12 protein-coding genes are annotated in these 13,885 nt (G+C 70.4%); 7 read left to right on the top strand and 5 right to left on the bottom strand.

The window, feature by feature from the left end; genetic code table 11:
* Positions 1–18 precede the first annotated feature (18 nt).
* Complete coding sequence (gene ybaK, locus OG607_RS35055) at positions 19–522, top strand: Cys-tRNA(Pro) deacylase (protein ID WP_405732129.1); 504 nt, start codon at positions 19–21, stop codon at positions 520–522.
* Between the two features lie 113 nt (positions 523–635).
* Positions 636–767, top strand: a complete 132-nt coding sequence (locus tag OG607_RS35050) for a hypothetical protein (protein ID WP_405732126.1) — start codon at positions 636–638, stop codon at positions 765–767.
* A 180-nt stretch (positions 768–947) separates the two neighbouring features.
* Here OG607_RS35050 and OG607_RS35045 read toward each other — a convergent pair whose 3' ends face one another.
* The 4 genes from OG607_RS35045 to OG607_RS35030 form a co-directional block, all read right to left on the bottom strand.
* Entirely contained in the window at positions 948–1,592 is a 645-nt protein-coding gene (locus OG607_RS35045) for a hypothetical protein (protein ID WP_405732124.1), read from the bottom strand.
* 34 nt (positions 1,593–1,626) lie between these two features.
* Entirely contained in the window at positions 1,627–2,466 is an 840-nt protein-coding gene (locus tag OG607_RS35040) for an ABC transporter permease (protein ID WP_405732121.1), read from the bottom strand.
* 40 nt (positions 2,467–2,506) lie between these two features.
* Positions 2,507–3,517: an ABC transporter ATP-binding protein gene (locus OG607_RS35035; protein WP_405732119.1), complete on the bottom strand. Its 1,011-nt coding sequence runs from the start codon at positions 3,515–3,517 to the stop codon at positions 2,507–2,509.
* Between the two features lie 73 nt (positions 3,518–3,590).
* Positions 3,591–4,811 (bottom strand): NYN domain-containing protein, encoded by a 1,221-nt coding sequence (locus OG607_RS35030; protein ID WP_405737248.1) that lies wholly within the window; start codon positions 4,809–4,811, stop codon positions 3,591–3,593.
* A 235-nt stretch (positions 4,812–5,046) separates the two neighbouring features.
* Between OG607_RS35030 and OG607_RS35025 the strand changes: the two genes are divergently transcribed.
* Positions 5,047–5,223 carry a hypothetical protein gene (locus OG607_RS35025; RefSeq protein WP_405732116.1) on the top strand — a complete coding sequence of 59 codons (177 nt, stop codon included), beginning with the start codon at positions 5,047–5,049 and terminating at the stop codon, positions 5,221–5,223.
* Positions 5,224–5,284: 61 nt separating this feature from the next.
* Here OG607_RS35025 and dnaE read toward each other — a convergent pair whose 3' ends face one another.
* Complete coding sequence (gene dnaE / locus OG607_RS35020; RefSeq protein ID WP_405732113.1) at positions 5,285–8,851, bottom strand: DNA polymerase III subunit alpha; 3,567 nt, start codon at positions 8,849–8,851, stop codon at positions 5,285–5,287.
* Positions 8,852–9,003: 152 nt separating this feature from the next.
* Here dnaE and OG607_RS35015 point away from each other — a divergent pair, with 152 nt between their 5' ends.
* From OG607_RS35015 to OG607_RS35000, 4 genes are all read left to right on the top strand, one after another.
* The gene (locus tag OG607_RS35015) at positions 9,004–10,326 is read left to right on the top strand and encodes a DUF2252 domain-containing protein (protein WP_405732111.1); all 1,323 of its coding nucleotides are present in this window, start codon (positions 9,004–9,006) and stop codon (positions 10,324–10,326) included.
* A 49-nt stretch (positions 10,327–10,375) separates the two neighbouring features.
* Positions 10,376–10,999, top strand: a complete 624-nt coding sequence (locus tag OG607_RS35010; RefSeq protein WP_405732108.1) for a hypothetical protein — start codon at positions 10,376–10,378, stop codon at positions 10,997–10,999.
* Between the two features lie 64 nt (positions 11,000–11,063).
* A complete protein-coding gene (locus OG607_RS35005) occupies positions 11,064–11,867 on the top strand; it encodes a thioredoxin domain-containing protein (RefSeq protein ID WP_405732105.1) in 804 nt (267 codons plus the stop codon).
* A gap of 135 nt (positions 11,868–12,002) precedes the next feature.
* Complete coding sequence (locus OG607_RS35000; RefSeq protein WP_405732102.1) at positions 12,003–13,643, top strand: alkaline phosphatase D family protein; 1,641 nt, start codon at positions 12,003–12,005, stop codon at positions 13,641–13,643.
* Positions 13,644–13,885 lie beyond the last annotated feature (242 nt).

Raw genomic sequence — 13,885 nt, 5'->3', positions numbered from 1 at the left:
CCTACGGAACGCGTACCCATGGCCAAGAAGAAGTCCCCGTCGGGCTCCGGCGGCACCCCCGCCACCGTGGTTCTGGAGAAGGCCGGCACCGCCTTCACGCTCCATGCCTACGACCACGACCCCTCCGCCGCCCTCGGCTACGGCGAGGAGGCCGCCCAGGCCCTCGGCACCTCCCCCGAGCGGGTCTTCAAGACCCTCGTCGCCGACATCGACGGCTCCCTCACCGTGGCCGTCGTCCCCGTCGCCGGCTCGCTCGACCTCAAGGCCCTTGCCGCAGCCACCGGCGGCAAGCGCGCCGCCATGGCCGACCCGGCCGCCGCCGAGCGCACCACCGGCTACGTCCGGGGCGGCATCTCGCCCCTGGGGCAGCGCAAACGGCTGCCGACGGTCGTGGACGCCTCCGCACTGGGCCACGACACGGTGTTCGTGTCGGCGGGCAAGCGCGGCCTCGATGTGGAGCTCGCCCCGGCCGATCTGGTGGCGCTGACGGGGGCCGTGACGGCGCCCATCGGCCGGGCGTGACCTGACCGATCTGCCAGCTGACGCACAGACCGGTCAGGGCACCGGCACAGCCGGCTCGGCGAGGATTTCCCGTAACGCAGTTACATCGGAGTCACGCGGAAGGGAAGTCCGTCATGCGCAACCTCGGAATTGTCGCCAAGGTGCTGGCCGCCGTCGTCATCGGCCCCACCGCCACGCTCGCGGCCGCCCTCGACGAGGCCAACAAGGCCCCGGCTCACACGACTCACACGGCCGACGCCGCCTGAACCTGCCCGACCCCTGGACGCGCCCCGCAAGCGGGCGCACTCTGCGAAAGACGCGGGCGCATGCCCGCGAGGCAGGGGGCAGGGGGCAGGGGGCAGGGGGCAGTGTCCAAACGCACGCGCAAGCGCAAGTGGCGGCTCAGGAAGCGCCGGGCGAACCACGGCAGGCGCCCGGCGTAAGGGTCAGGCCTGCGGGGTGGTGTCCGTCGGTTCCGGGACGTCCCAGTCCGGCAGCGGCTCGGGGTCGCGGGGGCCGAAGGCCGTGGTGATGCCGAGGTGGGCCAGGGTGGACGCGATCGGCCAGACCAGCAGCGCGCCCTTGGCGTGCAGCTCCAGCGGTGCGTCGAAGACCTTGTTGTTCCCGACCGCCTTGGCCTGCGAGACGAGGTCCTCCGGTCCCAGCCAGATCCCGAGGCGCCAGCCGATGACCGCCCCGAGCAGCGAGCCGACCGCCAGGCCGATCACGACCGCCACACCGCCGGTACGGAAGCGCCAGAAGGCCAGAATCGCGCTGATCACCCCGAGGGCCAGCGACAGCAGCATGAACGTGCCGTCGATGCCCGCCACCTGCTCGCCCTCGGCGTCCTGCAGATAGACGGCGCCGTCGTTGGCGTACACGGGAACGCGCGGGGCCAGCCACAGCCACAGCAGCCCCAGCGCCACCCCGAAAACGACCGCCACCAGCGCGCTGAGACGCGCTGCGCGGAAGATCTCGACAGCCCTGCTGAGGAACGCGCTGGTCACATTGGCCCTCTCCGGCGCCGGTTCGCCAACGGGCTGCGGCCATGCGGCCTGGTCGTGGTCATGAGGGGTCAGTGGTGCGGTCACCTGGCCATCGTGCCAGGTTCTCCTGTGCGGCGTGTCACCGGCAGGCGGCCCGCCGGTACGCCCACGTGGCCACCGCCAGCGACACCGCGCCCACCGCCGCGCACACCGACAGGTCCCCGGCCATCGCGAGCCAGTCCGGATGCGGGTCGAAAGCGCGGGCCAGGGCCTCGACGCCGTACGTGGACGGCAGCAGATCCCGTACCCAGTCCACCGGCGCCGGCAGGTTCGCGGCCGGCAGCACGCCGAGCAGCAGCGCGGCGGACATGCCCAACTGGCCGAACAGCGTGGCCAGTTCCTGGCGCGGCGCCAGCAGCCCCAGCGCCGCCCCGAGCCCCGACAGCGCCGCCCCGGCCAGCGGGATCACCACCGCCAGCACCCACAGGTTCGCGAACGGCAGCTGGAAGAGCGCGCAGCCCACCGCCGCCGTCGCGACCGTCCCGGGCACGGTGAAGGACGCGTACGCCCCCGCCGCCCCCAGCACCACGGCCGCCGGCGGCACCGGCAGCGTCGCGTAGTGGTCCAGCCCGCCGGAGGCACGCAGCTGGCCGAAGTACTGGGCCAGCAGATTCAGCGCCACGAAGGCGACGACCAGCACGCTCGACCCGGCGACCACGGAGCGGGCCTCGCTGCCGCCGTCGACCACGCCACGCATGAGGATCATGATCCCAACGGACTGGAAGGTCGCCACGAACAGCAGCGGGATCCGCGCGACCTTCGCCCTCGACAGCTGCGCCCGGTACACCGCTCCCAGCGCGGGCAGCAGCCGCGCGCGCGGCGCGAGGGCCGCGGCAGCGCCGTCGGCCCAGGGGTCCGCCGCATCGGGTACGGGCAGCGCGACGGCGTTCGTTTCCGCTCCTGCGGAGGTCACAGTCATACCGCGCCGCTCCTCTCCGCCGGGTCCGCCGGGTGCCTGCTCACGCCTTGACCAGTCCCTTCTGGCGACCGCCCAGGGCCAGGTACACATCTTCCAGGCTCGGCGTCGCCAGCGTGAAATCGTCCAGCGCGGCGAACGCCGGACCGCCGGTCACCTCGGCCACCACCGCCCGGGCCCGCGCCTGCGGCAGCCGCAGCGTCCAGCGGCGGCCCGAGACGGCGGCGCTCTCGTGCAGCGCCGCGATCTCCGCCACCTGCAGCGGCGGCTCGTCCCGCCACACCAGGTCCAGCCGGACCTCGTCCGCGACCAGCGCCTTCAGCCCGGCCGGCGTGTCGCAGGCGATCACCCGGCCGCCGTCCATCACGGCCACCCGGTCGAGCACCGTCTCCGCCTCGATCACGTTGTGCGTGACCAGCAGCACCGTCGCCCCGCGCTCCGCCCGGCGCCGGTCCACCGCCGCCCAGACCGCCCGGCGGGCCACCGGGTCCATCCCCGTCGTCGGCTCGTCCAGCACCAGCACCGGCCGCTCCCCCACCAGCGTCGCCGCGAAGCACGCCAGCCGCCGCTGCCCGCCCGACAGCCGCTTGATCGGCCGCGCCGCGATCCCGGTGAGCCCCAGCTCCTCCAGTACGGCGTCCCGCTCGGCCCTCGCCGTCCGCGTGTCCAGGCCCCGCAGCCGGCCCGTCGTCTCCGCCGCCAGCGCCACCGTAAGCTCGTCCAGCGCGATCGATTCCTGGCCGAGGTATCCCATCAGGCGCGCGGCCCGCTCCGGATGCCGTACGAGATCGTGGCCGAGCATCGCGATCGCCCCCGCGTCCGGGCGCAGCAGCCCGGTCAGCTGCCGTACCAGGGTCGACTTCCCCGCCCCATTCGGCCCCAGCAGCCCGAAGATCTCCCCGCGCCGGACGTCCAGGTCGATCCCGTCGCTGGCGCGCACCGCGGCTGTCGCCGCGCCGCGGCGCCCGCGCACAGCCGGATAGCTCTTCACCAGCCCGCGCACACGGACCACCGTGTCGCGCGCGGCCGACGCCTGGTCCGTGCCCTTGCTCACGAGCACCGAGCCTACGCGCTCCGCGCGGGCCTTCTCCCCCGGACCCCGGGTTCCCGGGGTCCGGGGTTCCCGGTCAGGCGTCCGGGTTGGGGGCCGCGGGGGCGGGCGCGTGCTCCGCGACGGACCGCGCGTCGATCTCGCGCCAGAAGCCCGCGCGGATCGCATAGCGGTCGTGCTCGTCGATCTGGTCGTCCTTGTGCGCGAGGAGCCCGAAGCGCGCCGCGTACCGGAGCAGCTCGCCGTCGATCCGATGCGGGACGCGCGGGTACTCGACGGAGAGCTGCTGCACGAGCCCGGAGTCGGCCAGCCGCGCGATCCAGCGACGCGCGAAGACCTGGCCGACCTCGAAGGGGTCACCGGACACCGTGGTGATGTCCTCCTCGCGGTCCGCCCAGCGCTGCTCGGCCGTGGTGAGCTGGGCGAGCATGGGGAGGTTGCTGTCAGCGGTATCGGGGGCGCCGACCATGCCTTTGTCGGAGGACCAGCGCAGCGTGGCGCTGGGGGCTGCGGAGGCGGCGGGCGCGGGGTGGGGGGCGCGGAGGGCGGCTAGGTCCTTGGGAGTGGGGACGATCTTGCCGCCGTGGCCGGCCGGCGGCTGCTCCGTCGCGGCGGCACCGTTCTTCGAGGCCGCGGCGGGCTCGGCCGGGGCCGGCTCGGCGTGGCCTCGCGCGGAGTCGGGGAGCGGCGCGGAGAGGATCGCCGCGATCTCGGGCCTCGGCGAGGGCGGCGCGCACGCGCCGGCGACCTCGCGGGCCCGGATGGCCCGGATGATCCACTCGCGGTCCAGAACGCGCCGCTCGTCCGCCTCGGCGACCAGGTCCTCGGACTGGTTGTAGTCACCGTCCGCCGCCTGGACGGCCCACAGGTGCACCGCCACCCCGTGTTCCTTGGCGGACATCATGCCGGGCAGCAGATCCCCGTCGCCGGTCACCAGCACCACGTCCGAGCAGGCCCGGTTCCGGGCGAGCTCGGACAGCTCGGCGTGCATGGCCGCGTCGACGCCCTTCTGCGCCCAGCGTCCGTCCGTACGGGTGAGCGCGCCCAGCCGGACCGTGACCCGCGGCATGACCCGCAGCCGCCGGTGCTCGGGCTGCGGTACGCGGTCGGGGGCGCCGTCGAACCAGTAGATCCGCAGCAGCGGCTGCCCCGTCTCCAGCTCGGCCCGCTCCCGCAGCCCGGCCACCACGGCGGCGTGATCAACGGTGATCCGGGACCGTGAGGGCTCCCCGGCCAGCAGGCTCGCGGCGGCGCCCAGCAGGTAGCCGGCATCCACCAGGACGACGCAGCGGTCCATCGGTCTCACCCTCATTTCCGGTGTCCTGACGTCCCCCCGGAATGGATATTCCTACGAGTCTGCCCGAACCCGGTGGGGTTGGTAGCCGGAACTCGATCACCGGCGTGGCGGTCCAGGCGATTTCCGGCTATTCCCGGCGTCCTCACCAAGCGACTGCCCGAAATGCGACCTTCGTACTCACGTGGAAACGTGAGTGCTGCCCGTCATCCAAGGATTCCCCCAAGGAGGAACGATCATGGGCAAGAACAAGAACCGCGGCGAGCGCACCGGACAGCAGCACGGCCGCCATGCGGCCTCCACGCCGGCCGAGGATACGCAGAAATCCACCGCTCCCCAGGAGCAGACCGTGCCGGTCCCGGGCGCTGAGCAGCACGTCTCGCACAAGCGCAGCAAGAAGTTCGGCCACAACTAACAATCAGGATCAGGCATGACAGAGGGGCACGCCCAGCGCGCGGGCGTGCCCCTCAGACGTTTCAGCCCGCCTGTTGCTGCTGCTGTGCGACGCCCAGGCAGGTCGGCCCGAGCAGTTGCTTGAGGTCGCCGAAGAGCGCCGGGTCGGCGGTGACTCGGTGCCGGTCGAGGCGTAGGACCGTGGTCTTGCGGGCGCCCTGGAGGCGGACGCGGACCTCGGTGTTGCCCTTGTGGCTGGCGAGGACCTCGCCGAGGCGGGCGACCAGGGGCGGGGTGACCTTGACGGTGGGGATGGAGATGGTGACGGGGGCGTCCCTGCCGGCGTCGGTGAGGTCGGGGACCATCAGCTCCATGGCGACCAGGCGCGGGATGTCCTCGCGCTTGTCGAGGCGGCCCTTGACGAAGACGATCGAGTCCTCGACGAGCTGGGTGGAGACCAGCTGGTACGAGGCGGGGAAGAACATGCAGTCGATGGAGCCGGCCAGGTCCTCGACGGTGGCGATGGCCCAGGCGTTGCCCTGCTTGGTCATCTTGCGCTGCATGCCGGAGATGATGCCGCCGATGGTGACGATCGCGCCGTCGGAGTAGTCACCGCCGTTGAGCGCCGCGATGGCCGCGTCGGTCTTGTCGTTGAGGACGTGCTCGATGCCGAAGAGCGGGTGGTCGGAGACGTAGAGGCCGAGCATCTCCCGCTCCTGGGTGAGCAGGAAGCCCTTCTCCCACTCGTCCTCGCCGATCGGGGTGTCGAGGCCGAAGGTGGTGCCGGAGTCGGCGTCGTCGCCGCCGAGGTCGCCGAAGAGGTCGAACTGCCCCTCGGCCTCCTTGCGCTTGACCGCGACGACGTTGTCGATCATCGACTCGAAGACCGCCGACAGGCCCTTGCGGGTGTGGTTGAGCTCGTCGAAGCCGCCCGCCTTGATCATCGATTCGACGGTCCGCTTGTTGCAGACCACGACATCGACCTTGTCCAGGAAGTCGGGGAAGGACTCGTACTTCCCCTTCGACTTCCGGCAGCGCACGATCGACTCCACGACGTTCTGCCCGACGTTGCGGACCGCGGTGAGGCCGAAGACGATCGTGTCGTCGCCGCGCGGGGTGAAGTTGGCGTCGGACTCGTTGACGTCCGGTGGCAGGACCTTGATCTTCATGCGGCGGCACTCGTTGAGATAGAGCGCCATCTTGTCCTTGTCGTCCTTGACCGAGGTCAGGAGCCCGGCCATGTACTCGGCCGGGTAGTTCGCCTTCAGGTAGGCGGTCCAGTAGGAGACCAGGCCGTACGCGGCCGAGTGGGCCTTGTTGAAGGCGTAACCGGCGAAGGGGACCAGGACGTCCCAGACGGCCTGGATGGCGGCGTCGGAGTACCCGTTCTTCTTGCAGCCCTCCTGGAAGAAGGCGAAGTTCTTGTCGAGCTCCTCCTTCTTCTTCTTGCCCATGACGCGGCGCAGGATGTCTGCCTCGCCGAGCGAGTACCCGGCGAGGATCTGGGCGGCCTTCTGCACCTGCTCCTGGTACACGATGAGGCCGTAGGTGACGCCGAGGACCTCCTTGAGGGGCTCCTCCAGCTCGGGGTGGATCGGGGTGATGTCCTGCTGCTTGTTCTTGCGCAGGGCGTAGTTGATGTGCGAGTTCATGCCCATCGGGCCGGGCCGGTACAGGGCCGAGACGGCGGAGATGTCTTCGAAGTTGTCGGGCTTCATCATGCGCAGGAGGGAGCGCATGGGGCCGCCGTCGAACTGGAAGACGCCGAGGGTGTCACCGCGCCCGAGCAGGGCGTATGTGTTGGGGTCGTCGAGCGGGAGGGACAGCAGGTCGATGTCGATGCCCTTGTTGGCCTTGATCGACTTGACCGCGTCGTCCATGATCGTCAGGTTGCGCAGGCCGAGGAAGTCCATCTTCAGCAGGCCGAGCGACTCGCAGCTCGGGTAGTCCCACTGGGTGACGACCGCGCCGTCGTTCTTGGGCGAGAAGATCGGCACGTGGTCGATCAGCGGCTCGCTGGACATGATCACGCCGGCCGCGTGCACGCCCATCTGCCGGACCAGGCCCTCGATGCCGCGTCCGGCGTCGATGACCTTCTTCACGTCCGGCTCGTTCTCGTACATCCCCCGGACCTCGCCCGCCTCGCTGTAGCGGGGGTGGTCCTTGTCGAGGATGCCGGACAGCGGGATGCCCTTGCCGAGGACGTCGGCGGGCATGGCCTTGGTGATGCGGTCGCCGACCGCGTACGGGTAACCCAGCACGCGGGCCGAGTCCTTGATCGCGTTCTTGGCCTTGATGGTGCCGTAGGTCGCGATCTGGGCGACCTTGTCGGAGCCGTACTTCTCGGTGACGTAGCGGATCACCTCGGCGCGCCGGCGTTCGTCGAAGTCGATGTCGACGTCGGGCATGGAGATGCGCTCGGGGTTGAGGAACCGCTCGAAGATCAGCCCGTGCGGGACGGGGTCGAGGTCGGTGATACCCATCGCGTACGAGACGATCGAACCGGCCGCGGATCCTCGCCCGGGGCCGACGGCGATGCCGTTGTTCTTGGCCCACATGATGAAGTCGGCGACGACGAGGAAGTACCCCGGGAAGCCCATCTGGACGATGGTGTCCATCTCGTAGTCGGCGAGCTTCTGCCGGTCCTCCGGGATGCCGCCGGGGAAGCGGCGCTGCATGCCGCGCGCGACCTCCTCGCGGAACCAGCTGACCTCGGTGTACCCCTCGGGGACCTCGAAGCGCGGCATCAGGTTCTTCGACTCGAACATGCCCGAGATGTCGACCCGGTCGGCGATGAGGCGCTGGCTGTTGCGGCAGCCGTCCTGCCAGGCGTCGGAGGAGTCGATCGCGTACATCTCGGCGGCGGACTTCAGGTAGTAGCCGGAGCCGTCGAACTTGAAGCGGCCGGGGTCGGAGAGGTTCGAGCCGGTCTGGATGCACAGCAGGGTGTCGTGGGCCGCCGACTCGTGCGCGTAGGTGTAGTGCGAGTCGTTGGTGACGACGAAGGGCGCGCCGAGCTTCTTGGAGACCTCCATCAGGCCGTCGCGCGCGCGGCGGTCGATGTCGATGTCGTGATCCATGATCTCGACGAAGAAGTTCTCCTTGCCGAAGATGTCCTGGTACTCCCCGGCCGCCTTCAGCGCCTCGTCCATCTGCCCGAGACGGATGCGGGTGGACACCTCGCCGGACGGGCAGCCGGTGGTGCCCATCAGGCCCTCGGCGTACTGCGACAGCAGCTCGCGGTCCATGCGGGGCTTGCGGAAGTACCCCTCGAAGGAGGCGCGCGACTGGGCGCGGTAGAGGTTGTGCAGCCCGGTGACGTTGCGTGCCCAGATGGTCATGTGGGTGTACGCGCCGGCGCCGGAGACGTCGTCGCCCTTCTGGTGCGGCGCGCCCCACTTCACGGGCTTGGTGTAGTGCCGCGACTCGGGGGCGAGATAGGCCTCGATGCCCATGACGGGGGTGACCCCGGCGGATTTGGCCTGATGGAAGAAGTCGTACGACCCGTGGAGGTTGCCGTGGTCCGTGATGGCCACATGCGACATGCCCATCTCGTTGCAGGCCTTGAACATGTCCTTCAACCGCGCGGCGCCGTCCAGGAGCGAGTACTGCGTGTGGACATGCAGATGCGTGAACGGCTGGTCTGTCACGGGGAGTGACACCTCCGGGCGGCGTAGGTGAACTTCCAAGGGCGGCGATGGAAATCCTACGTCCCGCCACCGACAGTCGTGGGCACCTCCGCGTACGCTCACGCGTTGGTTCCGATGTTCCACGCACGTCCCGATCAGGAGGCACCCCACCCATGGCCATCGACCCGCGCGGCGAGCAGATTCTGGCGGTCTTCGACACCGCCTTCGGCGAGCTGCTGGCCGCAGACCCCGCCGCTTTCCGGGTCAAGTTCCGCAAGATGGCCGCCTCCGCCTTCGCCTTCTACCGGGGCACGGCCTGCCTGTTCTACGCGGACGTGGCGGACGGCAACGGCGACGCCGGCGGCAACGCCAACGGCCCGTTCCTGGACGAGCGCACCTCCCGGGTCTGGATCCACGGCGACCTGCACGCCGAGAACTTCGGCACCTACCTGGACGCCAACGGCCGGCTGATCTTCAACGTCAACGACTTCGACGAGGCCTACGTCGGCCCCTTCACCTGGGACCTCAAGCGCTTCGCCGCCTCCATCGCCCTCATCGGCTACACCAAGGCGCTCGCCGACGACGTCATCTCCGGCCTGGTGCGCACCTACGCCGCCGCCTACCGCGACCGCATCCGCGCCCTCGCCGCCGACAAGTCCGTCCCGGCCCTCACTCTGGACACCGCCCAGGGCCCGCTCCTGGACGCCCTGCGCAGCGCGCGCGCCGCCACCCGCGTCGGCCTGCTCGACTCCATGACCGACATCCGCGACTGGGACCGCCGCTTCTCCCCCGGCGGCGGCGCCATCGAGCTGGACCCGGCCACCCGCGCCAAGGTCCTGCGCGCCTTCGAGGCCTACCTGCACACCCTGCCGGAGACCAGCCGGATCAGCCCCGAGAGCCACCGCGTCAAGGACGTCGTGGGCCGGCGCGGGATCGGCATCGGCAGCGCGGGCCTGCCCTCGTACAACCTGCTTCTCGAAGGGCACACCGACGCCCTGGAGAACGATGTCGTGATCTACATGAAGCAGGGCCAGACCCCCGCCGTCTCCCGCCACATCACCGACCCCGCCGTGCGCGGCTACTTCCGCCACGAGGGGCACCGCACCGTCATCTCACAGCGCGCCCTCCAGGCCCACGCGGACCCGCACCTGGGCTGGACCGAGCTCGACGGCGTCGGCCAGCTGGTCGCCGAGGTGTCCCCGTACGCCGTGGACCTGGACTGGTCCGACCTCGACGACCCGGCCCAGATCGAGGCCGTCGTCGCGGATCTGGGCCGCGCCACGGCCGGGATGCACGCGGCGGCGGACGAGGACGAGAGCGGCCACTCGCTGGTGCCCTTCTCGACGGAGGACGCCATCGACGCGGCCATCGCGGCGGACGAGGACGGCTTCGCCGACATGCTGGTCGACTTCGCGCACTCCTACGGCGCGCAGGCCCGCGCGGACCACCAGACCTTCGTCGACCTCTTCCGCAACGGCCGGATCGTCGGGCTTTAACACCAGGCTTTAGGTACTACTTACACACCGGCGTGGCACACTCTGCCCCATGGAGGGGACCGGACCGATACTGAGGGCGCTGCGCGCGGCCCTCTTCGCAGCGCTGTGCGTCACGCTGTCGGTCACCTCCCATGTGCTGCTCTCCCATATGCCCCTGCCGCTCACCACTGTGGCGGGGGCATATGTGCTGGTCTTCACCGCCGCCTACGCCCTCGGCGGCCGCGAGCGCGGTTACTGGGCGATCGCCGCCCTCCTCGTCCCGCTCGAACTCGCCGCCGACACCGCCTTCACCGCCGGCCAGCACACCTGCTACGGCCCCGGCGGCGGCCCCGTCACCGGCTCCTGGCGCGCCCTGACCTGCCACGGCGGCGAGGTCGGCAGCCGGCTCGGCAGCTCCACCGCCGGGCACTCCGCCTCGCCCTGGCTGCTGCTCGCCGTCCACATCGGCGTCGGCCTGGCCGCCTCCCTGTGGCTGCGGCGCGGCGAGGCCGCCCTGCACCGGGTGCTGCGCACGGCCTTCCTGCCGCTGGCGGTCGCCATGGCCGCCCTGCGCACGACGCCGTACCGCCGGCCCTCTGCCCGTCCTGCACATGCGGCGCCGGCCACCGCCGCCCCCGCGCTGCCCCTGCTTCTGCACTCCGTCGTACGGCGTGGGCCGCCCTGCCCGGCGTAGCACCTGAGCCGCGCAAGCCCCCCACATTCACGTACACAGGTACACAGACGGAGAACGAACGATCATGAGCAAGAGAAACAGCCTCGCCGCCAAGACCGCTGCCCGCGAGCGGCTGCGCGCCGAGCGCGAGAAGCAGGCGAAGCGCGACAAGCTGCGCCGCCAGCTGCTCGTCGCCGGCGGTGTGATCGCCACCCTGGCGATACTCGCCGGCGTGGCCGTCGCCGTGGTGAAGATGAACCAGCCGAGCTACTGGGAGGCGGCCAAGGACAAGAAGCTGGTCAAGCCCGCCCACTCCTCCGGCACCAACGGCACGTCCATCCTCGTCGGCAGCGCGAGCGCCAAGCACACCCTGAAGGTGTACGAGGACCTGCGCTGCCCGTACTGCGCCCAGTTCGAGCAGACCTCGGGCGACACCATGGCGGCCGACGTGAAGGCCGGCACGTACAACATGTCGTACACGATGGGCGCCTTCCTGGACGACTCCCTCGGCCAGGGCCAGGGCTCCAAGAACGCGCTGAGCGCGCTCGGCGCGGCCCTGAACGTCAGCACCGACGCGTTCGTCACCTACCACAAGGTGCTCTACTCCAAGGCGATCCACCCGGAGGAGACCACCGACGCCTTCGGCAGCGACACCAACCTCATCAAGTACGCCCAGAAGGTCCCCGCCCTCAAGGACAACAAGGCCTTCCAGAAGGCGGTCAAGGACGGCACCTACGACAAGTGGGCGCTCACCATGGCCGCGCAGTTCGACAGCGACGGGATCACCGGTACGCCGACCGTCAAGCTGGACGGCACCGCCATCTCGAACCCGCAGTCCATGACCGCCGACCAGTTCGAGGCGGCGATCAAGGCGCAGCTCGCCAAGTAGCGGGCCCCGCAGGCCATCGCTGGTCCCCGGTCGTCGTCCGGCCGGGGACCAGCAGGCGAAGTTCCGTCGAACACTTCGGAACACCCTTGGCACAGGGGTTACTGGCGCGTAACTACGCGGGAATAATCTTCGCCCGTGACCTCATCGACCACATCTGTTCCCACCCGCCGCACAGTTGTCAAAGCTGCCGCCGCCGGGGCCGCGCTGATACCCCTGGCGGCGGCCACCGCCGCCCACGCGGACACCGCCGCCCCCGCCTTCCTGCACGGCGTGGCGTCCGGCGACCCACTGCCCGACGGGATCCTGCTGTGGACCCGGGTGACGCCGACCGCCGAGGCGGTCCCCGGCTCGGGTCTCGGCCCGGACACCGAGGTCGGCTGGACAGTCGCCACCGACAAGGCCTTCAACTCCGTTGTCGCGAGCGGCTCGACGACCGCCACGGCCGCCACGGACCACACCGTCAAGGCGGACATCCGCGGTCTGAAGCCGGCCACGGACTACTGGTTCCGCTTCTCCAGCGGCGGTACGCACTCCCCCGCCGCCCGGACCCGTACCGCCCCCGCCGAAGGCGCCACCGTCAGCGGGCTGCGGTTCGGCGTCGTGTCCTGCGCCAACTGGGAGGCGGGCTACTTCTCCTCGTACCGCCACCTCGCCGCCCGCACGGACCTGGACGCCTGGCTGCACCTCGGCGACTACATCTACGAGTACAAGACGGGCGAGTACGCCGCCCGGGGCACCGTGGTCCGCGAGCACGCGCCCGCCAACGAGATCATCACGCTCGCCGACTACCGCACCCGGCACGGCCGTTACAAGACCGACCCGGATCTGCAGGCGCTGCACGCCAAGGCCCCGGTCATCGCGATCTGGGACGACCACGAGTTCGCCAACGACGCCTGGTCCGGGGGCGCCGAGAACCACACCGAGGGCGCCGAGGGCGCCTGGACCGACCGCCAGGCGGCGGCGAAGCAGGCGTACTTCGAGTGGATGCCGGTCCGCCCCTCCATCGCGGGCACCACCTACCGCAGGCTGCGCTTCGGCAAGCTGGCCGACCTGTCGCTGCTGGACCTGCGCTCGTTCCGCTCGCAGCAGGCCACGACCGGCACCGGGGCCGTGGACGACCCGGACCGTACGATCACCGGCCGGGCGCAGCTCGACTGGCTGAAGGCCGGCCTGACCGCCTCCGACACCGCCTGGCGGCTGATCGGCAACTCGGTCATGATCAGCCCGGTCGCCTTCGGCTCCCTCCCCTCCTATCTCCTGGAGCCCCTGGACGAGCTGCTGGGCCTGCCCAAGGAGGGCCTGGCCATCAACACCGACCAGTGGGACGGCTACACCGACGACCGCCGCGAACTGCTCGCGCACCTCCACGACAACGGCATCGGCAACACCGTCTTCCTGACCGGCGACATCCACATGGCCTGGGCCAACGACGTCCCGGTGAAGGCGGCCACCTATCCGCTCTCGCCCTCCGCCGCCACGGAGTTCGTCGTGACCTCGGTGACCTCGGACAACCTCGACGACATCCTCAAGGTCGCCCCGGGCACGGTCTCCGTCATCGCCGCAGCCGCGATCCAGGCGGCCAACCGCCATGTCAAGTGGCTCGATACCGACTCCCATGGCTACGGCGTCCTCGACATCACCGCGGCCCGCGCGCAAATGGACTACTACGTGCTCTCCGACCGCACAGACCCCGCGGCCACCTCCACCTGGAAGCGCTCCTACCGCACCACAGCCGGCACACAGAAAGTCGAGCGGGTGTACACAGCCGTGAGCTGATCCTCCCAAGCCATCGATTTTCAGCCATTCCCAGCGTTAACCGAAGATCACGCGGGGCGGGTGACGGAGGCTTACGAGGCCTTGATTCCAGACATTTCGCCCGCCCCGTGTGTCAAAGCCATTGCATACCTAGGGATTACCCTCCCTTTGCCAATGGGCCGGTTCGGACCTGCACCGGTTCTGGCATGGACACATAACCTCCGGCGAACGGGAGGAAAACCTCTCCGTCAGCAAGCGAGGAG

Origin of the sequence: Streptomyces sp. NBC_01537, assembly GCF_045040445.1 — a bacterium.
Taxonomy (GTDB): Bacteria; Actinomycetota; Actinomycetes; order Streptomycetales; family Streptomycetaceae; genus Actinacidiphila.
This window is presented reverse-complemented; position numbering and strand designations above follow the sequence as displayed.

Excerpts from the sequence above, each read along its gene's own strand:
- ybaK (WP_405732129.1), top strand. The coding sequence starts at position 19 with ATGGCCAAGAAGAAGTCCCCGTCGGGCTCCGGCGGCACCCCCGCCACC.
- OG607_RS35050 (WP_405732126.1), top strand. The coding sequence starts at position 636 with ATGCGCAACCTCGGAATTGTCGCCAAGGTGCTGGCCGCCGTCGTCATC.
- OG607_RS35040 (WP_405732121.1), bottom strand. The coding sequence starts at position 2,466 with ATGACTGTGACCTCCGCAGGAGCGGAAACGAACGCCGTCGCGCTGCCC.
- OG607_RS35030 (WP_405737248.1), bottom strand. The coding sequence starts at position 4,811 with ATGGACCGCTGCGTCGTCCTGGTGGATGCCGGCTACCTGCTGGGCGCC.
- OG607_RS35025 (WP_405732116.1), top strand. The coding sequence starts at position 5,047 with ATGGGCAAGAACAAGAACCGCGGCGAGCGCACCGGACAGCAGCACGGC.
- OG607_RS35015 (WP_405732111.1), top strand. The coding sequence starts at position 9,004 with ATGGCCATCGACCCGCGCGGCGAGCAGATTCTGGCGGTCTTCGACACC.
- OG607_RS35010 (WP_405732108.1), top strand. The coding sequence starts at position 10,376 with ATGGAGGGGACCGGACCGATACTGAGGGCGCTGCGCGCGGCCCTCTTC.
- OG607_RS35005 (WP_405732105.1), top strand. The coding sequence starts at position 11,064 with ATGAGCAAGAGAAACAGCCTCGCCGCCAAGACCGCTGCCCGCGAGCGG.